The sequence below is a fragment of the Candidatus Pedobacter colombiensis genome, from assembly GCA_029202485.1.
GTDB lineage: Bacteria > Bacteroidota > Bacteroidia > Sphingobacteriales > Sphingobacteriaceae > Pedobacter > Pedobacter colombiensis.
Genome location: CP119313.1, coordinates 2,758,577 through 2,781,056 on the forward strand (window position 1 = coordinate 2,758,577; position 22,480 = coordinate 2,781,056).

General features: G+C 38.6%; 19 protein-coding genes and 1 riboswitch. Of the genes, 17 read left to right on the top strand and 2 right to left on the bottom strand.

Annotated elements, in window-relative coordinates:
• The 17 genes from P0Y49_11830 (at position 1) to P0Y49_11910 (ending at position 20,173) form a co-directional block, all read left to right on the top strand.
• Positions 1-1,140, top strand: coding sequence for a cytochrome c peroxidase (locus P0Y49_11830; GenBank protein ID WEK17484.1), 1,140 nt, complete (start codon positions 1-3; stop codon positions 1,138-1,140).
• 98 nt (positions 1,141-1,238) lie between these two features.
• Positions 1,239-1,326, top strand: a riboswitch (TPP riboswitch).
• Positions 1,327-1,388: 62 nt separating this feature from the next.
• The gene (thiS, locus tag P0Y49_11835) at positions 1,389-1,592 is read left to right on the top strand and encodes a sulfur carrier protein ThiS (protein WEK17485.1); all 204 of its coding nucleotides are present in this window, start codon (positions 1,389-1,391) and stop codon (positions 1,590-1,592) included.
• A 16-nt stretch (positions 1,593-1,608) separates the two neighbouring features.
• Positions 1,609-3,492: a phosphomethylpyrimidine synthase ThiC gene (thiC, locus tag P0Y49_11840; GenBank protein ID WEK17486.1), complete on the top strand. Its 1,884-nt coding sequence runs from the start codon at positions 1,609-1,611 to the stop codon at positions 3,490-3,492.
• Between the two features lie 26 nt (positions 3,493-3,518).
• Positions 3,519-4,115, top strand: coding sequence for a thiamine phosphate synthase (locus tag P0Y49_11845; GenBank protein WEK17487.1), 597 nt, complete (start codon positions 3,519-3,521; stop codon positions 4,113-4,115).
• 26 nt (positions 4,116-4,141) lie between these two features.
• The gene (locus P0Y49_11850; protein WEK17488.1) at positions 4,142-4,906 is read left to right on the top strand and encodes a hydroxymethylpyrimidine/phosphomethylpyrimidine kinase; all 765 of its coding nucleotides are present in this window, start codon (positions 4,142-4,144) and stop codon (positions 4,904-4,906) included.
• A complete protein-coding gene (locus P0Y49_11855) occupies positions 4,903-5,526 on the top strand; it encodes a thiamine phosphate synthase (protein ID WEK17489.1) in 624 nt (207 codons plus the stop codon). Before P0Y49_11850 ends, P0Y49_11855 begins: the two co-directional genes overlap by 4 nt.
• The gene (locus P0Y49_11860; GenBank protein ID WEK17490.1) at positions 5,520-6,281 is read left to right on the top strand and encodes a thiazole synthase; all 762 of its coding nucleotides are present in this window, start codon (positions 5,520-5,522) and stop codon (positions 6,279-6,281) included. Before P0Y49_11855 ends, P0Y49_11860 begins: the two co-directional genes overlap by 7 nt.
• A gap of 5 nt (positions 6,282-6,286) precedes the next feature.
• Positions 6,287-7,399 carry a 2-iminoacetate synthase ThiH gene (thiH, locus tag P0Y49_11865; GenBank protein ID WEK17491.1) on the top strand — a complete coding sequence of 371 codons (1,113 nt, stop codon included), beginning with the start codon at positions 6,287-6,289 and terminating at the stop codon, positions 7,397-7,399.
• Positions 7,400-7,420: 21 nt separating this feature from the next.
• On the top strand, positions 7,421-8,473 hold the full coding sequence (locus P0Y49_11870) for a HesA/MoeB/ThiF family protein (GenBank protein WEK17492.1): 1,053 nt from the start codon (positions 7,421-7,423) through the stop codon (positions 8,471-8,473).
• A gap of 73 nt (positions 8,474-8,546) precedes the next feature.
• The gene (locus tag P0Y49_11875) at positions 8,547-8,852 is read left to right on the top strand and encodes a hypothetical protein (GenBank protein WEK17493.1); all 306 of its coding nucleotides are present in this window, start codon (positions 8,547-8,549) and stop codon (positions 8,850-8,852) included.
• 17 nt (positions 8,853-8,869) lie between these two features.
• On the top strand, positions 8,870-9,718 hold the full coding sequence (locus tag P0Y49_11880) for a S1-like domain-containing RNA-binding protein (protein WEK17494.1): 849 nt from the start codon (positions 8,870-8,872) through the stop codon (positions 9,716-9,718).
• Positions 9,719-9,909: 191 nt separating this feature from the next.
• Complete coding sequence (locus P0Y49_11885; protein WEK17495.1) at positions 9,910-11,511, top strand: S8 family serine peptidase; 1,602 nt, start codon at positions 9,910-9,912, stop codon at positions 11,509-11,511.
• Between the two features lie 69 nt (positions 11,512-11,580).
• Entirely contained in the window at positions 11,581-13,887 is a 2,307-nt protein-coding gene (locus P0Y49_11890) for a DPP IV N-terminal domain-containing protein (protein ID WEK17496.1), read from the top strand.
• A 9-nt stretch (positions 13,888-13,896) separates the two neighbouring features.
• On the top strand, positions 13,897-17,271 hold the full coding sequence (locus tag P0Y49_11895; GenBank protein ID WEK17497.1) for a SusC/RagA family TonB-linked outer membrane protein: 3,375 nt from the start codon (positions 13,897-13,899) through the stop codon (positions 17,269-17,271).
• A 9-nt stretch (positions 17,272-17,280) separates the two neighbouring features.
• Positions 17,281-18,657, top strand: coding sequence for a RagB/SusD family nutrient uptake outer membrane protein (locus tag P0Y49_11900; protein WEK17498.1), 1,377 nt, complete (start codon positions 17,281-17,283; stop codon positions 18,655-18,657).
• Between the two features lie 10 nt (positions 18,658-18,667).
• The gene (locus tag P0Y49_11905; protein WEK17499.1) at positions 18,668-18,859 is read left to right on the top strand and encodes a hypothetical protein; all 192 of its coding nucleotides are present in this window, start codon (positions 18,668-18,670) and stop codon (positions 18,857-18,859) included.
• A 39-nt stretch (positions 18,860-18,898) separates the two neighbouring features.
• Positions 18,899-20,173: a Calx-beta domain-containing protein gene (locus tag P0Y49_11910; GenBank protein ID WEK17500.1), complete on the top strand. Its 1,275-nt coding sequence runs from the start codon at positions 18,899-18,901 to the stop codon at positions 20,171-20,173.
• An 81-nt stretch (positions 20,174-20,254) separates the two neighbouring features.
• Here the strand turns inward: P0Y49_11910 and P0Y49_11915 are convergent, their stop codons facing one another.
• Both P0Y49_11915 and P0Y49_11920 read right to left on the bottom strand, forming a co-directional pair.
• The gene (locus tag P0Y49_11915) at positions 20,255-20,704 is read right to left on the bottom strand and encodes a thioredoxin family protein (GenBank protein ID WEK17501.1); all 450 of its coding nucleotides are present in this window, start codon (positions 20,702-20,704) and stop codon (positions 20,255-20,257) included.
• 53 nt (positions 20,705-20,757) lie between these two features.
• Positions 20,758-22,458 carry a GMC family oxidoreductase gene (locus tag P0Y49_11920; GenBank protein ID WEK17502.1) on the bottom strand — a complete coding sequence of 567 codons (1,701 nt, stop codon included), beginning with the start codon at positions 22,456-22,458 and terminating at the stop codon, positions 20,758-20,760.
• Between the last annotated feature and the right edge of the window lie 22 nt (positions 22,459-22,480).

A 22,480-nucleotide genomic window follows, 5' to 3' on the forward strand; every position in this document is an offset into this window, starting at 1 on the left:
ATGAAGAAGGTCTTTTTAGCACTTAGCACACTATTATTTATATTATTATTTTTTTCCTTCAGATCTTTCGATTTCATTAATGGCGATCAGCTACCTATTGATTCCCTTCGTAAAGTATACGCGCAATCTCCTGATAAATGGCCAAAACCGACTATTGATTCCGGAGTTAATTTTGTAGAGTTGGGCGTAGTATCCTTGTCTCCTATTGAAGATCAAAAAGAGCAGCTTAAAGGAGTAATTACTTTGGGTAAAAACTTATTTTTTGACCCACGCTTGTCTGGTTCTAATCAGATTTCCTGCTCTAGTTGTCATGCACCAGACTTAAATTGGGCTGATGGACGTGAAAAGGCTATTGGACATGATCATGGTGCTGGTAAACGTAATACTCCATCTTTAGAAAATGTATGGTTCTTTAAAAAACTGTTCTGGGATGGTCGCGCAGAAGGATTGGAAGATCAAGCGGCTCATCCTATCAGCAACCCTATTGAAATGCATCAGGACTTAAAAAAACTACCTGCAAAACTGCAAAAGATAAAGGGTTATCAAATACTTTTTACAGATGCTTTTGGAGATAAAAAAATAACAACTGAACGTATTTTATCAGCACTGGCAACTTACCAGAAAACCATAGTAAGCAGAAAAGGCGACTTTGATTACTTTTTATTGGGCGATAAAAAGCGATTGACAGATCAGCAGGTACTTGGCTTGCATTTATTCAGAACAAAAGCACGCTGTTTAAACTGTCATAATGGTCCATTATTTAGTGATCGAGAGTTTCATAATGTAGGTTTAACCTATTATGCCCGTAAATATGAAGATTTAGGTTTATACAACATTACTAAAAAACCTGAGGATGTGGGTAAATTTAGAACACCAAGTCTGCGCAATGTGATGAGAACCGCCCCATGGTTCCATAACGGTTTGTTTAGTGATATGGATGGTGTAATGAATATGTATAATGCAGGTATGCCAGTTCAGCGCGTAAAACCAGAGCAGGTTAATGACCCATTGCTGCCTAAAAATGACAAGTTGTTAAAACCATTGGGACTTTCGAAAGTAGAAAAAGATGCAATCATTGCCTTTATGGAATCTATTTCGGTAATCCCATGGAAAGAGCGCGCACCGGAGCTACCAAAATAACGGGAACATTTAAGGATCAATAATTTAATCAAAAAGGGGCTTACAAATTTATTTTTTGTAGGCCCTTCTAATTTTATTAAAAAATAGTATAGCTTTACAAAAAACTTTAGGGGTGCCTTGCGCTGAGATATACCCTTTGAACCTGATGCAGTTAGTACTGCCGAAGGGAAAAGTAAGAGCAACTCTTGTTGTTCTTTTTCCATTCCTGTTACAGGCAATCTCTATAGTTTTTCCAATTTTTTTAAATTATGGAAATAACTATAAATCATCAACCTCACCAGTTTAAAGACACTTGTTCTGTTGAACAAATGCTTTCCATTGTGCTTTCAGGCGAAGTCAAAGGTATCGCTGTAGCCATCAATCAAACTATTATTTCTAAATCCAACTGGTCTGCCCATCTTTTAAAGGAAGGCGATCAGATTATGCTTATCAAAGCCACCCAAGGCGGATAAACCAATCCTTCATATTATGAAACAAGAAAAAACTCCAAATGCACAGGTGATCAGCCGCACGCCTTTCCCTGCTTCCCGTAAAGTATTTGTTAAAGGTCAGCTGCACGACATTGAGGTCGCCATGCGAGAAATCAGCTTAAGCGAAACCAAGATTCACAATGGATTTGGTTTAACTGAGCCCAACCCTCCGGTAACAGTTTACGACACGAGCGGTCCGTACACTGATCCTGAAGCAAATATAGACGTAAAACAAGGCTTAAACAGGCTGAGAGAAAAATGGATAACCGGCAGGCAAGACGTAGAGCAACTGGATCAGATATCGTCTGATTACGGACAGCAGCGTTTGGCAGATGCCAAACTTGATGTACTGAGATTTTCGCATCTTAACAAGCCTTACAGAGCAAAAAAAGGCATGAACGTATCACAAATGCACTATGCAAAAAAAGGTATCATTACTGCCGAAATGGAATATATCGCCATTAGGGAGAACCAAAGAATAGATTTATTAAATGAACAACTGGGTGCACAATATGATGTAATGAGCCACCAGCATAAAGGGCATAGCTTTGGTGCAAATACGCCTAAAGGTTACATAACATCAGAATTTGTGAGGCAGGAAGTCGCTGCCGGTAGAGCGGTTATTCCTTGTAACATTAACCATCCAGAGCTGGAACCTATGATTATTGGGCGTAATTTCCTGGTAAAGATCAATGCCAACATTGGTAATTCGGCCGTTACCTCCTCTATTGAAGAAGAGGTAGAAAAAGCGGTATGGGCTTGCAGATGGGGTGCAGATACCATAATGGACCTTTCTACCGGTAAAAATATCCACGAGACCCGCGAATGGATTATACGCAACTCTCCTGTTCCTATTGGCACTGTTCCGATCTACCAGGCTTTAGAAAAGGTAAATGGTAAAGCAGAGGACCTGACCTGGGAATTGTTTAGAGATACATTAATTGAGCAGGCAGAACAAGGTGTTGACTATTTTACCATCCATGCTGGTGTATTGCTGCGTTATGTTCCTTTAACTGCAAAAAGGGTAACCGGAATAGTGTCACGTGGAGGCTCTATCATGGCTAAATGGTGTTTAGCGCATCATAAAGAGAACTTCTTATATACACATTTTGAAGAGATTTGCGAGATTATGAAGGCTTATGATGTGGCTTTCTCTCTGGGAGACGGACTTAGGCCAGGTTGTATTGCTGATGCCAATGATGAAGCTCAATTTGGTGAATTGGAAACACTTGGTGAGCTGACTAAAATTGCCTGGAAACATGATGTGCAGACTATTATTGAGGGCCCGGGACACGTACCTATGCACTTGATTAAGGAGAACATGGAAAAGCAATTAGAACATTGCTCTGAAGCTCCGTTCTATACCTTAGGTCCGCTAACGACTGACATTGCACCGGGATATGATCACATTACATCGGCCATCGGGGCTGCAATGATCGGCTGGTTTGGTACGGCTATGCTTTGCTATGTAACCCCTAAAGAGCACCTCGGCTTGCCTAATAAAAAAGATGTAAAGGATGGCGTGATTACCTATAAAATTGCTGCACATGCTGCTGATTTAGCTAAAGGACATCCGGGAGCACAATACCGCGACAATGCTTTAAGCAAGGCCAGATTTGAGTTTAGATGGGAAGATCAGTTTAATTTATCATTAGATCCTGATACCGCAAAAGAGTTCCATGATGAGACTTTGCCTGCTGAGGGTGCTAAAATTGCCCACTTCTGTTCGATGTGTGGCCCTAACTTCTGCTCGATGAAAATTACACAGGATGTGAGGGAATATGCAGCAAAGCAAGGCGTTGATGAGCAAGAAGCATTGGAAAAAGGAATGGCAGATAAATCTAAAGAATTTACTGAAAAAGGCAGCGAATTATACCTGTAAGCTAACCAGTTATTAAAACCATTTAAATGAAACTGATTGTCATATCTGATCCTGTTTATTTTAAAGATGAGGCGCGTTTAATAAACCGGCTTTTTGAAGCTGGCATGTCTCTTTTTCACTTGAGAAAGGAAGGATTTACCAGGCAAGCGTATGCAGCATTAATTGCCGGAATAGACGAGTGTTATCACGATAGGATCGCTATGCATCAGTTTCATGAACTGGCTGGAGATTTCCCTTTGATCAAGCGCCTTCACTACCCGGAGTGGCTTCGAAAAGAGACAATCGCTAGTGATTTAGCCGCTATTATGGATAACTATACGCTGAGCACTTCTATTCATCATTTAGCCAATCTGAAGAATTTAGCTGGCTTTGCTTATACTTTTTACGGTCCTGTTTTTAACAGCATTTCCAAGCCGGGATATACTGGAACTGCCAATACTGATTTTGTCTTGCCTGAACATAGTAATCACACAAAGGTCATTGCCCTTGGCGGAATAACAGCAGAAAAAATAGAACAGGTTAAACAAATGGACTTTGATGGATTTGCAGTACTCGGAGCAATATGGAGTAAAAAAGAAGAAGCCGTAAATAACCTTAAAAAACTTATAAACAAAAGCAAGTAAACTTCAATTCATCAATTTAATTAAGTATGACAAGCATAAAAGAAAGCCGGCCTTATATATTGAGCCTTGCAGGATTTGATCCAAGTGCAGGTGCCGGGGTGTTGGCCGATGTGAAGTGTTTTGAGCAACATGAGGTTTACGGTTTTGGTGTATGTACCGCTTTAACGGTGCAAACTGATAGTGACTTTATAAAGAACGACTGGCTGGATGCAACTCAGATTATAGATCAACTTGCACCTTTGCTAACTAAGTTTCCGGTTACAGCCTGTAAGATTGGGTTAATTAAAGACATTCCGGTTTTACTTGAAGTGATGGCTTACATAAAATTATATGCACCGACCATGAAAATTGTACTTGATCCAGTTTTAAAAGCCAGCTCCGGCTATGGATTTCATGATTGGGAAGATAGTTTAAAAATGCTTTCTCCCGCTTTAAGCCAGATTGATTTGATCACACCAAACTACCCGGAAATGCTAAGTATGGGCGGTAAAGCTGAGGTACACGCTGCTGCGACTACCTGGGCAACTCATTGTCCGGTTTTATTAAAAGGCGGGCATCAACAAGCGAATATGGGTACAGATTATCTATTTGAATATGACATCGTACATGAGCTGAAACCCGGTGTATCTGAAATTCAACAAAAGCACGGTTCAGGCTGTGTTTTATCTGCTTCTGTAACAGCTTACCTGGCAAAAGGATTTACACTTTTAAACGCTTGTACCCTTGCCAAACAATACATTGAACAATTTTTAAATAGTAATAATACCCTTTTAGGGTATCATAAATTATGATAGACAAACTACATTATATATCTCAATCGCCTATTGGCAGCTCTCATTTACAATCCATTGAAAGGGTTTTACTTGCTGGTGGAAAATGGATACAGCTAAGGGTTAAAGACCAAACTGAGGCAGAGGTATTACCATTAGCTCTTGAAGCAGCTGCCTTGTGTAAAAAACATGGAGCCAAATTAATTGTAAATGATTACCCGCTGGTAGCATTAAAGGCGGAGGCATATGGCCTGCATTTGGGTTTAGCTGATATGCCCATAGCAGAAGCAAGGGCTATTGTTGGACCTGACATGGTTATTGGTGGAACAGCAAATACTTTAGCTCATATGCTGCAAAGAGCCGATGAAGGAGCGAATTATATAGGTTTAGGTCCTTATAGATTTACCACCACCAAGCAGAATTTAAGCCCGGTGATTGGTTTGCAGGGATATATCGAGCTTATGAAACAAGCTCGTGAAGCCGGTATGTACTTACCTGTTATCGCCATTGGTGGAATAGAAACGGTAGATATTCCTTTACTGATGCAAACAGGGATACACGGCGTAGCAGTATCTGGAGCACTGACCAATCAGCTTAACACCGCAATTATTTTAAACAACATAAATCAACTATTATGTTAAAAATAGCAGACAAAACATTTACCTCCCGCCTGTTTACAGGTACCGGAAAATTCAGTTCTTCTATACAAATGGAAGAAGCGCTTTTAACTTCAGGCTCAGAATTGGTTACGGTAGCTCTTAAAAGAGTGGATATGCATACCGATGAGGACGACATTTTATTACACCTAAAATATCCTCATATCAACTTACTCCCAAATACATCGGGTGTAAGGAATGCAAAAGAGGCTGTATTTGCCGCACAAATAGCCCGGGAAGCACTGGAAACCAACTGGATAAAACTAGAAATCCATCCTGATCCAAAATACCTGATGCCCGACCCTATTGAAACTTTAAAAGCGACAGAAGAACTGGTTAAACTCGGCTTTATTGTATTGCCTTACATACATGCTGATCCGGTTTTATGTAAACGACTGGAAGATGTGGGGACAGCGGCTGTAATGCCTCTAGGATCACCAATCGGCAGTAATAAGGGGCTAAAAACCATAGACTTTCTGGAGATCATCATTCATCAAAGCAATGTACCTGTGATCATTGACGCCGGAATTGGCGCGCCTTCTGATGCGGCTAAAGCCATGGAAATTGGTGCTGATGCGGTATTGGTAAATACAGCCATTGCCGTTTCGGAAAATCCAATATTGATGGCCAATGCTTTTAAAATTGCTGTTGAGGCTGGTAGAATGGCTTATAAAGCAAAATTGGGTGCAATTGGCAATCATGCGGTAGCCAGCAGTCCGCTTACTTCATTCTTAGATTAATTGTTATGCCTGGTTTTAATGACATTTTTGAGCAATGCAACTGGGATGAAACCCGTAAAAGTATTTACAGCAAAACTGCCGCTGATGTAGAACGTGCTTTATCTGCACGTAAAAGAACGTTGGAAGATTTTAAGGCACTGATCTCCCCTGCCGCAGCTCCTTACCTGGAGCAAATGGCACAGATCAGTCAGCAGCTAACGATGAAGCGCTTTGGCCGTGTAATACAAATGTATGTGCCCTTATACCTTTCAAATGAATGCAATAACATTTGCACCTATTGCGGTTTTAGTTACGACAATAAGGTAAAACGCAAAACCCTCTCTCCCATAGAGATTATGCAGGAGGTTGCTGTAATTAAGGAAATGGGCTTCGACCACGTGTTATTAGTTACCGGCGAAGCTAACCAGTCAGTACATACCGATTACTTTAAAAAAGTACTGGAACTGATTGGGCCACATTTTGCACACATTTCTATGGAAGTACAGCCATTAGATCTTACAGACTATGAAGAACTTAGACCTTATGGCTTAAACACTGTATTGGTATATCAGGAAACCTATCATCTGGAAGATTATAAAAAGCATCATCCAAAAGGCAAAAAATCAAACTTCCAGTATCGTTTGGAAACGCCGGACAGATTGGGACAGGCAGGCATTCATAAAATGGGTTTAGGAGTTTTGATTGGTCTGGAAGATTGGCGTACCGACTCATTCTATACTGCAATGCACCTGGATTACCTTGAAAAAACCTATTGGCAAAGTAAGTACAGCGTCTCTTTTCCTCGGTTAAGGCCATTTAGTGGAGGATTAGAACCTAAAGTTGTAATGAACGACAGAGAACTCGTCCAACTGATATGCGCTTATAGGTTGTTCAATGAGGAAGTAGAACTGTCTATCTCTACAAGAGAGTCCAATCTATTTAGAGATAACATCATTAAACTGGGCATTACAGCAATGAGCGCAGGCTCTAAAACTAATCCTGGTGGTTATGCAGTAGAACCTCAATCCCTGGAACAATTTGAGATTTCGGATGAACGAAGTGCCATTGAAATCGCAGAAATGATTTCCAAACAAGGTTATGAAGCTGTTTGGAAAGATTGGGATACTGCACTGAGATAGAATGAAATAAAGATTTGAAAGATGAGACCATTAAGCACACTAAAACGGTACGACAGACAAATTACACTTCCTGAATTGGGGGTTGATGGACAACAGAGATTACTTAATACCAGGGTACTAGTTGTAGGCGCAGGTGGCTTAGGCTGCCCTCTACTGCTGTATCTTGTAGGGGCAGGTATTGGCCATATTGGCATCATAGATGATGATATAGTGGATGAGACCAACCTTCACAGGCAGGTATTGTTCCAGATGTCAGATATAGGCCGGCATAAAGCTGATGTTGCTGCTGCAAAACTGCAACTTTTTAATCCTGACGTTCAGTTTACAGCTTACCCTTTCCGGCTAACTGATAAAAATGCCGCAAGACTAATCGGACAATACGATCTGGTTATTGATGGTTCTGACAATTTCCCTACCCGCTATCTGGTAAATGACACTTGTGTTTCCTTAAATAAAACACTTGTATTTGGTTCTATATTTCAGTTTGAAGGGCAGATATCTGTATTTAATTTTAATGGAGGTCCTGATTACCGTTCGATTTATCCGGAACCACCTTTACCTGATGAGGTTCCAAATTGTGGGGAAAGTGGAGTAATTGGTACCTTACCTGGGATTATTGGTAGCATAATGGCTAATGAGGCGATTAAAGTCATCTGTGGCTTTGGTGAGGTCTTATCGGGACAACTTCTTGTTTTTAATGCACTGAACAATGAAACGCAGCGTTTTAATTTTGGAAAAACAAGCGGTAATAATCAGTTACAACATATAGCTAAAGAAACCACTGCAGAGATACAGATCCAAGATTTAGAGCAATGGAAAACTGATCAAATTGATTATCAATTGGTCGATCTTAGAGAAGCCTATGAATATGAGGAATACAACATTGGTGGAGTTAATATCCCTCTTTATAGTTTAAATGATCATCTCAATGAATTATCTGCCACTCAAAGAATTGTATTGTGTTGTTCGGCAGGTAAACGTAGCAAAATAGCTATGCATCTGCTTAAGGGTACATTTAATGGTGAAGTATTTTCTTTAATACTTCCTGCAAAAGTATTTTGTAGAGAAAAATAACGAAAACAAAACCAATATTTTAACCAACTTATATCACATTCAGTATAGACTTGCAATAATTTATACTGTTATTATGGAAGAAAATGCTCAAAACAAACAATTATTGCCTAAAAAATATAAAATCGAGGAATGTCTAGATAACTTAAAAAGAAGTGAATACAAGATCATTCTTAAGGCAATTCCTCAGATTATTGGTAAGGGAATAACCACTTTTTACAACTACAGGGATATATCTATCCACGACAAGGAGGATATTCCATTTAAAATTGCCCGAAAACTTGAAGTTTTGTTCGGATTGGAATGCGGTGGACTGGAAACGAAAAAAACTACAGGTAAACATTACTTAGAAATTATTGAAGAACATAGAAAACGACAATAGAATGCTACCTTTGTGAAATGATAGCAATAGGACAATACAACGACCTTAGGATAATAAAGAAAACGGAAGAGGGTCTGATTTTAACGGAAGGTGAAAAAGAAGTATTACTACCCTATGTCGATGTTCCTCAAAATGCTGAAGTTGGTGATAACCTGAATGTATTTGTTTACATGCAAAAAGATGGCAGGCTTCAAGCGACTACTAAAAAACCTTATGCCTGTGTAGGTGATTTTGCTTACTTAACTGTAGTTGATGAAACCGAAGACGGTGGTGCATTTATGGATATTGGTTTAGGTAAGGATATTTACGTGCCTAAACGCGAGCAGAAGCGCCCAATGTTTAAAGGTGACAAACATGTAGTTTACGTGTTTTTAGATGAAAGTAATGACCGTATGGTGGCTTCTTCTAAACTTGTAAATTATGTTGAGGAAGATGATATAGATCTTGAAGAAGGTGATGAGGTCAGTTTATTGATTGTTGACCGCTCAGATTTGGGTTATAATGCCATCATAGATAATAAATACATTGGTCTTTTATATACCAATGAGTTATTCGATGAACTAAATCCTGGCGAAACTCGCAAGGGATGGATTAAAAAGATACGTGTAGAAGGTAAAATAGATCTGAGCTTACAACCTATGGGCTATGGCCACATTCTGGAAACTAAGGATGTTTTGCTTGCAGATCTGAAAGATAGTGGTGGCGTGATTTCATTGGGTGATAAAAGCTCTCCGGATGATATTTACTATCGTTTTAAAATTAGCAAAAGTGCTTTTAAGAAAGCAATTGGTGGGTTGTATAAAGAAAGATTGATCACCATTTCTGATCATGAGATTAGATTAGTTGTCGATAACGAAGCAGAATAATCTAAAACTGCAGCGATGTAACGACTTAGTGACAGCTTTATTGTGTTTAATCTTCAACAATATATCAGATTACCGTCATAAAATAAAATTTCAACAAACTAAAATTCGTTTAAACATACTACAGGCTATAATGAGATCACTCAAGGAGTAACAGTCCTTCATCTGAATTATTTTTTTTATAGTTTTGAACAATGTACTCAAAGAATTTCATTTTTTTCGCATTTTTTTGCGCCACTTCATCTTTTTCAATCAGTAAAGCGCAACAAGTAACCGCAAAAAAACAAACATTGCCATCAAACTGGCATTATTTATCACAAGATCAAACAGGATTTTATGGTGTTTCTGCCGATAAGGCACATAAGTTTCTGGATAGCCTAAAACTAACACCTAAAAAGATTACCGTTGCTGTAATTGACGCAGATTTAAATATTAATCATGAGGATCTGAAAGACCGGATATGGAAAAACCCTAGACCCGGTGCTAAAGGTTATACAAATGATGTGAATGGATGGAATTTCCTAGGTAATAAAAATGGTCAAACCCTGGTAAAAACAGGTACTGAAGCTTTCAGAGAATATAAGCGTTTAAAGCCGCGTTTCGAAAATGTTAAACCGGAACAACTTAAAACTGAAGCAGAGAAAAATGAATATGTCTACTTCCGTACTGTTCGTGCAGAAGCTAAAATAAACTCATACATTAAGTTCGGTCAATACACTGCGTTGATAACTAATGCATTCAGAATTACAGACTCGGTAATAAAAGCAACTAAGTTTGATCATGAACCGATGGTTGCTGATGTAATGAAACTTAAAATTGCCGATTCAGCAATAAATGAACAGTACGGAGTGGTTTCAAGAAGCATGTTCAAGTATAAGAATAATGATTTATGGAAAGATATATACAGTAATCAGCTGCAGGAAAATGAAACGGTAGTAAACCGAATTAAAAGCCTGGATGATAAAACCAGCCCTAGAGATTTGATTGGCGATGCTGATAATATCAAAGATAAATATTATGGTAATGCTAATCTTTTTGAAAAGGATTCTTACCACGGTACTTTTGTAGCCGGCTTAATTGGAGCAGTAAGAAATAATGGGATCGGTATTGACGGCATAGCTGATTCTGTAGCTATTATGGGCGTACGGGCTGTTCCTGATGGTGATGAATATGATAAAGATATTGCACTTGCAATTTATTATGCAGTTGATAATGGTGCAAAATTAATCAACATGAGTTTTGGCAAATACTATTCACCGCATAGCCAGTGGGTAAATGAAGCGATTCAATATGCCAATAAAAAAGGTGTTTTACTATTCCATGCTTCTGGCAATGAAGGTAAAAATGTAGACAGTATAATGGTATATCCTTCGGGCATGCTATCTGCCACAAAAAGAGCGGAAAACCTGATTAGGGTTGGTGCATCTACTCCTACTGGTGAGGCAGCAGCCATCAGCAATTATGGTGCTGCTAATGTAGACATCTTCGCCCCTGGTATAAGTATTCGCTCTACCGGTTTAAATAACGGTTATCAAATTGCAAACGGCACCAGTTTATCTGCACCTATAGTTACAGGTGTCGCAGCCTTATTATGGTCGTATTTCCCTCAATTATCTGCCAAGCAGATTAAAACAATTCTACTGGCATCTGTAACTTCTCGTAAAGGGCATTTGACCAGCAAACCTGGCAAGGTAAAAGATCAAATTGTATTTGAAAACTTATGTACCAGTGCCGGTATCGTAAATGCTTACCAGGCTGTGAAAATGGCTCAACAAATGCTGAAAACCAAAGTTTAAAGCACCCCTACCCTTAAGAACTTAATAACGAAGACGATCTGTGAGAACGGAGCGTGAAAGCGCGTAACTATGCTAAATAAATTTACCTTATTATTTCTTGCCTGTTTATATACAGGCAGGCTTAATGCACAAAATTCAATGCTTGACAGTGCTGAAAAATACAGCGGCGACCGGTTGGGCAAATACCTCAAAAGCGCATCTGTTAGTCCAAACTGGCTTGGCAAGACCGCAGTGTTTTATTATAGTGCCACTCTTGGAAACTTACCCGTTTGTTATTTGGTTGATGCAGACAAGGGTACTCGTAAACCACTTTACGATCCCAAGCTACTGGCAAATAGCTTAAGTAAAATAACTGGTAAAGAAACCTTAGCGAAAGATCTTTCTTTTTATACGCTCGACATTGATCCAAAAAACACGAATAACTTCAGGTTCATATATAAGGGAAAACGCTATGAATACCAAAGCCCAGATAATAAGCTTAAGGAAATAGAGAAAGAAATTGTCCCAAAAAGCCTCTCCCAGCCTAATAAAATAGAATACTGGAAAAAATTATCCCCTGATAGCGGCTGGTTCGTGTATGGCTACAGGCATAATGTATATCTTCAAAAAAGTAATGAAAAAGAGGCTACGCAACTAACTACTGATGGTGAGCCTTATTACTCGTTTGTTTCATCAGGCAATACTACTGATGATAAGAAAAGTAGCCCAATGTTATATTGGTTTAAAAATGCTAAAAAACTGTTTGCTCTTCGCGAAGATAAAAGGCGAGTACAGGAAATGACTATCATTAATAGTCTGGCTAAACCCCGCCCACAGGTTAGCACCTATAAATTCCCAATGCCGGGCGATAAAGACGTCAGTCAATACGAACTATTTGTATTTGATGTGGCTAGTCGCAAAGCGCAAAAACTAGATATTGCCAAATATCCGGATCAAAAGATCATCATGCAATCGACAATTACCAATGGGCGTACCCTATTGTTTGGTGGGAGTGTAAATGATCCTCAGTGCGAAGTCTACTTTTTAAGGAGAAATCGTACCAACGACCAGATGGATCTATGTCGTTTGGATGGAGAAACGGGAAAGGTAACTGAACTGATTACAGAAACTACCAAACCGCATTTTAATGATCAACTATTTAATTGCCGCATTTTAAATAATGGAAATGACATCTTGTGGTGGTCGGAGAGAACGGGTTATGGTCAATATTATTTGTACGACAGGAATGGCAAGTTAAAAAATACTATAACCAGCGGTAACTTTGTAAGTGGAGAAATTCTTTCTATTGATCCTGCTGGCCGATCTATGATTTTTGAAGGGTATGGCCGTGAGAAAAATACCGACCCGTATTACCGTATGTTTTACAAGGTAAAGTTTGATGGTTCTGGCTTTACATTACTTACACCTGCCAATGCTTATCATGATATTAACATATCTAAAAATCAAAGATACTTGATCGACACTTATTCAAGGATTGATCAACCGGCCATTACAGTGTTGAGGGATATGAAGGGTAAGCAACTCATGGAACTTGGTCGGGATGATGCTTCGGAGCTTTTAAAAATGGGCTGGAAAATTCCTGAAATGATAAAGGTTAAGGCTGCGGATGGGGTTACTGACTTGTACGGGGTAGTTTATAAGCCTTTTAACATGGATAGCACTAAAAAATATCCGATCATAAGCAATGTATATCCGGGACCCCAGGAAGATTATATTCCAAAGAAATTTACCATTGACGATAATTATAACCAGTCGTTAGCACAAATGGGCTTTATTGTCATTAATGTAGGTTACAGGGGTAGCAGCCCACTTCGCGGGCTGGCTTTCCATACTTTTGGTTATGGTAATCTGCGCGATTATGCATTGGCTGATGACAAGTATGTGATAGAGCAACTGGCGGCCAAACGTGCTTATATTGACTTGAACAGGGTTGGAATTTATGGTCATTCAGGCGGTGGTTTTATGACGGCAACAGCTATGCTAACACATCCTGAGTTTTATAAGGTAGCCGTAGCTGCTTCTGGAAATTACGACTCAAACATTTACACGCAATGGTGGGGCGAAACCTACCATGGTGTATGGTTAAAGAAGGATGGATTTGAAAGCAATATACCAGTTACTTCTGCCCTTGCAGGCAACTTAAAAGGCAGGCTATTTTTAATTACTGGTGATGTAGATAAAAATGTACATCCTGCCAATACATTTAGACTTGCGGATGCGCTGATTAAAAAGAACAAACGATTTGACATGATGGTACTCCCGGGAAAGGATCATGGCCTGGGCGACAAATATTTTATCAACCTGATCAGGTACTATTTTATGGAAAACCTATTAGGTGTCAAAAGCAATGATATAGACATTGTATCACACAATTAACCTAAATACATGAATAAAAAATCTACTTTCAAGAACTTAAAAATTCTTGGGTTTAGCTTTTTTACCGGCATGCTCCTTGCATTTCCCGGTGCTGAAGCCTTTGCCCAGAATGTAAAAAAGTTAGGCACAACAAGCGATTCAATTGCTGTGGTTACGATCACAGGTATAGTTAAAGACGAGCAAGGCAATCCTCTTCCAGGTGCTTCTGTAATGGCCAGGTCTATTCGTAAAGGTATTAGCACCAATACGGATGGTTATTTTTCCATCATCGTTCCTAAAGGATCATTACTTCACATAAGCTATGTGGCCATGGTAACTAAAGAGGTAAAAGCGGAGAGCAACAGGTCAATGGTAATCGTACTAAAATCGTCCGATGCTTCACTTGGCGAAGTGGTGATTACTGGTTACAACCAAACCACCACTCGAAGAACTACCGGTTCCGTAGCTATTGTTGATGGCGACGAGCTTAAAGATAAACCTCTCCAAAATATTGATAAATTGTTGCAAGGTAAGGTAGCCGGTTTGGCAGTAACCTCAATAAGTGGCAGACCTGGTCAATCAGCAAGCATCCGTATCCGTGGTACGAATACCATCACTGGAAATGCTGAACCATTGTGGGTAGTTGATGGTGTACCTTTGCAAAAGGACATTCCAAGTATCACTTCCAGCCAGATTAAGGCAGGAGATTTTAATACAATCTTTTCTGGTGGTATTGCAGGTATTAATCCTTATGATATTGCTTCGGTAACGGTATTGAAAGATGCTTCAGCTGCAGCTATTTATGGATCAAGAGCAGCAGGTGGTGTTATCGTAGTAACTACTAAAAAGGGAGTTGCAGGAAAGATGCAGGTCTCCTACTCTACTAATGCTTCATTAACTCTGGCACCACAGCGCGATAACAACTTAATGAATTCGACCGAAAAACTGGCTTGGGAACAACAGCTTTGGGATCAGTTTTCTTTAGATGGATTTACAAACAAAGGCTATTATCCGACTATAGGTTTGGTTGGAATGGTTCGCTCGGGATATGGCCAATACGCTGGTCTATCTAAGGCAGAACAAGATGCTATAATTGCAAAGGCAGGGGAAACATCTACTGACTGGTTTAAGGAATTATTTAAAAACTCTTTCTCTCAAAGTCATTACCTCTCATTTTCGGGCGGTTCTGACAAGAATACTTATTACGTTTCGACTGGTTATAACAACAATAATGGTTTGGTTCGAAAAACCAATGCTGATCGGTATAATGTGAATTCAAAATTGAGCTTAACACCGAATAAAAAGATGTCTATCGGCTTCAATCTCGATCTCTCTTATCAAACAGCAAAAGGGCCATCTACCAGCCAAAATTTGTTTGAATATGCTTATTTTGCCAACCCTTATGAGCATCCATATAATGCAAATGGTGATTACAAGGCTGATGGCACTTATTTTAACCTAAAAAAAATAAACGGTGGCGGATATGACCTTCTTACCCCACCAAATGGAATCAATGTTTTTCGCGAAATTAATGAGACTTCAAGTATTGCCAAGAACTTTTCCAGTACAGTAACTGCTGATATTTCATATAAATTTACCGATAATTTTAAGTTCATTGGTTTGGGCTCTTATTCATATACGGATAACAGGAACGAAAATATTAACGGACGTTACACTAATGCTGCTTTTCAGGATCGTTTATATTTTGATGGTGTAAGTTCGCAAAGAACTTATGGTTCTATTGCTCAATCCACCTCAAACAATAGTAGTTATTTATTGCGCGGACAGTTTCAATATGATAAAAAATTGGGCGAGAAACACAATATCAGCGCACTTGCAGGTAGCGAGATTAGAAGACAACAAATGAAAAATATCTTCACAAAACGTTACGGATATGATGAAATTACCGGGAACTCTTCTATGCCTATACCACCGAAGCCAATTAACAGTGATAAAATTGATTATAATGACTTAATCACTTACGCAGCTATGATGGATGCATTGGCCGGACAAAGTTTGTCTGAAGAAGCATTTGCTTCCTTTTATGCTTCTGTTGACTATGCTTATAATAAAAAATATATTACCAGTGTTACTGCCCGTACAGATGGTTCTAACAACTTTGGTAGCAACCAGCAATTTAACCCGGCCTGGTCACTCGGCTTTTCTTGGAATACTGATCAAGAAGTTTTTTTTGAAAGTCTTAAGCCCATATTCAGCTCACTTTCCTTTAAAGTATCAACAGGTTACACAGGAAACGTAAATAAGGGGGTATATCCGCAATTGGTAATGGATTATTCTAACGCCTTCCGTAAAACATATAATGATTATTACCGAATGGGAAATATTGGTAATGCACCCAACCCAAATTTGCGTTGGGAAAAAACTCAAGATATGAAAGCTGCTATGGATTTTGGTTTGTTAAAAGAGCGCATTCATGGTTTGGTTGAAGTATATCACCGAAAAAGTACTGATCTGGTTAGCCAGTTAAGGGTACCCTCCACTACTGGTTTCAACTCTCAAAGTTTTAATACTTCTGAAACCACTAATCAGGGTTTAGAACTTACTTTAAGTACGCTGAATATTAAAAATAAAACTTTTTCATGGAGCACTTCTGTTAATGCAGCTTATAATATTAATAAGCTAACGAAATTTACAACACCTAGTGGCTCAATGAAAACTAGTGAAGGACAGCTAGTGGGTTATCCTTTAGGTTCTATATTCTCTGGGAAAGTAATTGGTATAGATCCTGAAACCGGCATTTATAAATATGAACTACGTCCGGATGCTAAAATAACTGATCGCGCGGATTTGACCAATTACAACAACTACCTATTTTATCTGGGCACTAAAACAGCTCCTTTAACCGGAGGATTCTCTACATCAGCTAGCTATAATAACTTCTCATTAAGTGTTGGCGGTAATTATTCTATAGGGGGCAAAATTGTTGAAAAGATTAGTCCACCGTTATCATCTGGCTCATTAAATGGAACTACTACAGAAACACTACCAACACAGGAAAATGACTTATACTTAAATCATGTAAATGTTTCGAGAAATTGGGCAAACAGATGGACACCATCAAACCCAATTACAACTGGTTATCCTAGATTAATTGATGCTCATGCAACTCCATTATTATTGAGTTTAACCAACCCTACTAGCAGTACCATTACTGATGCAAGTATGATGCAGAATGTTTCTTACCTACGTGTAGGTTCTGTTACCGGTGCATATTCGCTTCCTGCTAACGTGGTTAAACGCATGAACCTACAATCTTTAAGTTTTTCATTCTCAGTAACCAATTTATTTACTATTACCAATTATAAAGGTATAGATCCTGAAACACCGGGTGCAGTCTACCCACTTACCAGATCTTGTTCTTTTGGTATTAACGTTGGTTTATAATTTACAAATATGAAAAGATTTTATATCCTTACCCTTTTGCCTCTGCTAGCCACTTTTACGTCCTGCAAGCAATTTCTTGACATCAAGCCTAATGGTAAAACTATCCCTAAAACTGCGGATGAGTTTGCTTCATTACTGCACACGAGATTAAACGAGATTGATTATGGGACTGATGAGCCATTAATTGGCAATAGTAGTAGAGTATCATCTCTGGAATATTATGCAGATAATCTGGATGCTAACCTTACCATTTACCCAGAGGGAAGCGTTATTCCCATTTATATAGGCCAACAACTAAATAACCAGCAAACACGTTATTCAAATCTGTATGCGCGTATCCGTGATTGTAATATCATCATTGATAATCTGAAACCAGAAGATAATGAGCAGAGTAAAACGGTTTTAGGAACTGCTTATGCCATACGTGGTATAAGTTATTATCTGTTACTACGTGAATTTTGTGAACCTTATCAACGCGATGACCAACTAGGTTTACCTCTTGTTACAAGTTTTGATATGGAGGAAAAACCATTGCGTAGTACCTATGGACAAACGATAAATCAAATTGAGCAGGACTTAAACAGGTCTATATCATTTCATGTTAAAGACCAATTGTTCCGTTTTACAGAAGACGTAACCCGCGCTTATCTTGCCCGTTTACACTTCTGGACCCGTAACTGGGACAAAGCGATTAGCCAATCGACAGAACTATTGGCCACACATCCCATGTTGGATACAGCTAGTTACAGAACTATGATCCAAAGTAAAAATACACAACAAGGCAATACTTTACTTCGCTCTTATATTTTCAGTGATAACTCATCGGACTTATCCTACAATGCCAATATGAATACGATAAAATCACGCCCTGCGGCTAAAGAATTTTATGATCTATTTGCGGAGAAGGAAGAAGATATAAGGTTTAAAATCATTTTTGGCGCTAAGCGTATCAACCTTAAAAATCTCTTTGCTGGTGTGCGTACCGACGAAATGTGTTTGATTCTTGCAGAATCTTATGCGCATAAATCTAATGATGGAAAAGCCCTGGAATTTTTAAACATGATTCGTAAGAAAAGGATTCCTAAGTATGGTCCTTATACACTTGCCACCCTACCACCAGTTAAAGCAAACAGCTTGATCACCCAAGATGCAACCGGCATACCGCTTAGTCCTTTAATGCAAGCCATTTTAAATGAAAGAAGAAAAGAGCTTTATGCAGAAGGGGATCGTTTTTTTGAACTGAAAAGAAATGGAAGACCATCATTTTGGGCAGCATCAAATGGTCGTAAATACACTACGGAAGCATTTATGTATACCTTCCCAATTCCAAGAGCAGACATCCAGGTTAACAACAGCCTTATTCAAAACCCAGGTTACATTAAATAATTCATAAAAAATGAAGCAAAAATTTACACTAGCGGCTTTTATAGTAGTCACGATGTCTACCGCTGCCTGCAAAAAAGAAAATGAGGTACCACCTAGACAAAGTGGTTATATCCTCGATTACACCATACCTGCGCCAACTTTCTTAACTAACGATGAAAGGGCAATTCTGGATGCCAAACGTGCAGAATGGGACAAGCTATAGCCAACTAAATACACATAAATAATAAATTAAAAACCAACTATGTTTAACAAAACAGGATTATTAAAATGGAGAAATGCTTTTACAGCATTTCTAATTGCAGCTATCGGACTTACAGCTTGCAGCAAAAAAGACAATGCATCACCAGATGTCAAAATCGAATTTGAAAAAGCTTCATACGGCATTCCACAATCTGGAGAGGTTACTTTAAAAGTGATAACTTCTGCTAATGTAAATTCAACTACCACCATTCCTTTTACAATAAGTGGTAGCGCTGTTAAAGGAACTGACTACACACTTTCTGCGGAATCATTTATAATTGCAGCAGGAACCAATTCGGCTGAAGTGAAAGTTACCACCACTGCTTCTTTCGATAAAAACAAATCATTCAAAGTTGAGCTAGGTACTATGCCTGCTGGTGCAACCTCAGGAAACTTATTATTTACTGAAGTTTCTATTCAACCTAAGGACATTTTAATTTACTCTTTTGAGTATCCAAATGTAACTATGACAGAAACCGCAGAGATCAATTTGACGTTACAAACAGGAGTTGGAAGTTTTGTAGCGGAAAAAGAAATGAGAATCCCTGTAGAACTTGCTCAAGGTAGTACTGCTGTTGAAGGCGTAAACTTTAGCTTTGACGGAACGAAAGAAATTGTAGTTCCTGCAGGAAAATCAAAAGGAACTATTAAACTTAAATTCCTTAAACAAGAAGCAGGAAAAGATTTGATTGTTTTAAAACTTGCAGCAATCAACAATCACTATGTTGCGGGTAACTTTGCAACAACTAAAGTATCTATTTTTGGGAGCAACTACACCAGATTAATTGGCACATGGAAATACAAAGCTTTTAGTAATATAGACTGGTTAGTATTAAATACAACTTACCTTAATGATGATCCAGCAACATTACCTAGTAAGAATACAAATAAAGACTTACTTATTTTTGGTGAAAATGGTTTAACTGTACAAATGACTGGTGATGTTAAAAACTATTTCAGAGATGCTGCTGTTACCAACTTAGGCGAAGTAGATGAACGTTTGCAAGAAGTTTCGGGGTATCCTAAAGTAAAAATGCAATTGGTACAATTGTCGGCAATGAACGTAAATTTTTCTGCAACTAAGCAAAATATACGTCCAGGTCAACTAGGACTAAGAGTATTTACTGAAGCTGGAAAAGAGATTCTTGAAGTCACAATAATAGATTATGAACCAACAAGTTTCTTAGCCAACACATACAATGAATATAAATATTACGGAGATGTACCAGTATTTAGGTATATGCCAATACGTTATCAATTTGAACGTGTAAACTAATCTCATTTATTTAAATACATAAAAAAGAGGGTGGCCATTTTATAAGATGATCACCCTCTTTTTTATGTGATTTTTAAAGATTTAATTTTGTAATATATATGATGAAAGATAAGATTCAAGATCAAGTTTGATCGCTTTGCCACCTGTAAAACTCTTTACGCTTGATCCATTCGCAAAAACGATTACTGTTGGCACTGTTCCCGAAGCATAGACCTTCACATCTTCCTCGTTTACATCAATATCAATGACGCCAAAATTTGCTTTTTTATCATTATACTTAGTGGCTAATGCTTTAAATTTAGCAGAGGCTATTTTTCCTGGGCCACTCCAATGTGCATTAAAAAGAATGATCGTAATATTACTTTGCTTTAAAAATGCCTTGAGGTCGGTAACTTTTGGATAATAATTATTAGAGGATGTGGCATTATTTTCAATTTTATATACTGGCTTAATTGATGAGGCAGCTGCGCCATAAGCTAAAGTTAAGGGAACTAAAAGAAGGAATGATAATAGTATTTTTTTAGTTTGCATCGGAATGTAATTTAAATTTATAAGTGAATTGCATTTTTTTTATAGCATTTTAATTAAATATTCTTTTTCTTCAGTTCTTTAACTGCATAATCGCATGCGCGGGCCGTTAAGGCCATGAAAGTTAATGAAGGGTTTTGACAAGCAATAGAGGGCATACAAGAACCATCTGTTACGAATACATTATTTACTTCGTGCATTTGGTTCCATTTGTTTAATACAGATGTTTTTGGATCATTGCCCATTCTGGCTGTTCCCATTTCGTGAATTGCCATTCCCGGATAACAACCATTGTCATAAGTTCTGATGTTTTTCATCCCCGCTGCTTCAAGCATTTCGGCTGCATCGTTCATCATATCCTTACGCATTTTCTTCTCATTTTCCTTGTATTCGCAGTCAATAGCCAATACAGGCTGTCCCCATTTGTCTTTCTTGGTTTTATCGATATATACCTTATTTTCGTAATAAGGCAACATCTCGCCAAAACCACCAAGTCCCATCGTCCATGCACCAGGACTGCTCATTTTTTCTTTTAAATCAGTACCAAAGGCAAGCTCTGCAACATCACTTTGCCAGTTTTTACGACTTGCACCACCTTGATAACCAAATCCACGTAGATAATCACGTTTATCAGTACCTATGTTACGGTACCTAGGCACATAAATTCCATTAGCCCTACGGCCAAAAGTATATTTATCCTCAAAGCCAGGGGCTTCACCTGATGCACCGCAACGGAAGTGATGATCCATTAAGTTATGTCCTAACTGACCACTTCCATTTCCTAAGCCATTTGGATGAGCCTCTGAAGTAGAATTTAACAAGATAAAGGTAGAACCTAGTGTAGAACCATTTACAAAAACAATCTTTGCATAAAACTCCATCGTTTTGTTGGTTTCAGCATCAATCACCATTACTCCTTTGGCTTTTTTAGTATTCTTATCATAAATGATGTGATTTACGATAGAATATGGTCTTAATGTTAACCTTCCAGTAGCCTCTGCAGCCGGTAAAGTGGAAGATTGCGTACTAAAATAAGCCCCGAACGGACATCCGCGACTACATAAATTCCTGTACTGGCAATTGCCACGACCTTTGTGTGGAACTGTTAAATTGGCTACGCGACCGATAGTCATGATCCGGGATTTTTTATAATGTTCTTCTATCCTCTTTTTAACAGATTTTTCTACACAATTTAAATCCATTGGTGGCAGGAATTGTCCATCAGGTAACAAAGGCCAGTTTTCTGCTTGTCCACTGATACCTGCAAAACGTTCTGCATAATCATACCAAGGTGCGATATCCTTATAACGGATTGGCCAGTCATTACCATGCCCATCCTTTGCATTGTCTTCAAAGTTATGGTCGCTAAAGCGATAACTTTGACGCCCCCACATTAACGATTTACCACCAACATGAAAGCCTCTGTACCAATCAAAACGTTTGTCTTCCGTATAAGGACATTCCAGGTCGTTTACCCACCATTTTTCATTGGCCTCACTATATGGGTAGTCTCTTTTCTGAACAGGGTGTGTTCTTTTCTGCTCTTCGGTCAATCGACCTGCATGTTTAAGCTCCCAAGGAGATTTCATAGCTGTATCATAGTCCTTTACGTGTTCAACGTTCATTCCACGCTCCAGCATCAATACCCTTAATCCCTTTTCAGTTAATTCTTTTGCAGCCCAGCCACCACTTATCCCCGATCCTATTACAATAGCATCGTATGTATTTTCCTTCTTTAAGTCGGTATTTATATTCATGATTGGTTTCCTTAATATTAAA

Excerpts from the sequence above, each read along its gene's own strand:
- P0Y49_11830 (WEK17484.1), top strand. The coding sequence starts at position 1 with ATGAAGAAGGTCTTTTTAGCACTTAGCACACTATTATTTATATTATTA.
- thiS (WEK17485.1), top strand. The coding sequence starts at position 1,389 with ATGGAAATAACTATAAATCATCAACCTCACCAGTTTAAAGACACTTGT.
- thiC (WEK17486.1), top strand. The coding sequence starts at position 1,609 with ATGAAACAAGAAAAAACTCCAAATGCACAGGTGATCAGCCGCACGCCT.
- P0Y49_11845 (WEK17487.1), top strand. The coding sequence starts at position 3,519 with ATGAAACTGATTGTCATATCTGATCCTGTTTATTTTAAAGATGAGGCG.
- P0Y49_11850 (WEK17488.1), top strand. The coding sequence starts at position 4,142 with ATGACAAGCATAAAAGAAAGCCGGCCTTATATATTGAGCCTTGCAGGA.
- P0Y49_11855 (WEK17489.1), top strand. The coding sequence starts at position 4,903 with ATGATAGACAAACTACATTATATATCTCAATCGCCTATTGGCAGCTCT.
- P0Y49_11860 (WEK17490.1), top strand. The coding sequence starts at position 5,520 with ATGTTAAAAATAGCAGACAAAACATTTACCTCCCGCCTGTTTACAGGT.
- thiH (WEK17491.1), top strand. The coding sequence starts at position 6,287 with ATGCCTGGTTTTAATGACATTTTTGAGCAATGCAACTGGGATGAAACC.
- P0Y49_11870 (WEK17492.1), top strand. The coding sequence starts at position 7,421 with ATGAGACCATTAAGCACACTAAAACGGTACGACAGACAAATTACACTT.
- P0Y49_11875 (WEK17493.1), top strand. The coding sequence starts at position 8,547 with ATGGAAGAAAATGCTCAAAACAAACAATTATTGCCTAAAAAATATAAA.
- P0Y49_11880 (WEK17494.1), top strand. The coding sequence starts at position 8,870 with ATGATAGCAATAGGACAATACAACGACCTTAGGATAATAAAGAAAACG.
- P0Y49_11885 (WEK17495.1), top strand. The coding sequence starts at position 9,910 with ATGTACTCAAAGAATTTCATTTTTTTCGCATTTTTTTGCGCCACTTCA.
- P0Y49_11890 (WEK17496.1), top strand. The coding sequence starts at position 11,581 with ATGCTAAATAAATTTACCTTATTATTTCTTGCCTGTTTATATACAGGC.
- P0Y49_11895 (WEK17497.1), top strand. The coding sequence starts at position 13,897 with ATGAATAAAAAATCTACTTTCAAGAACTTAAAAATTCTTGGGTTTAGC.
- P0Y49_11900 (WEK17498.1), top strand. The coding sequence starts at position 17,281 with ATGAAAAGATTTTATATCCTTACCCTTTTGCCTCTGCTAGCCACTTTT.
- P0Y49_11905 (WEK17499.1), top strand. The coding sequence starts at position 18,668 with ATGAAGCAAAAATTTACACTAGCGGCTTTTATAGTAGTCACGATGTCT.
- P0Y49_11910 (WEK17500.1), top strand. The coding sequence starts at position 18,899 with ATGTTTAACAAAACAGGATTATTAAAATGGAGAAATGCTTTTACAGCA.
- P0Y49_11915 (WEK17501.1), bottom strand. The coding sequence starts at position 20,704 with ATGCAAACTAAAAAAATACTATTATCATTCCTTCTTTTAGTTCCCTTA.
- P0Y49_11920 (WEK17502.1), bottom strand. The coding sequence starts at position 22,458 with ATGAATATAAATACCGACTTAAAGAAGGAAAATACATACGATGCTATT.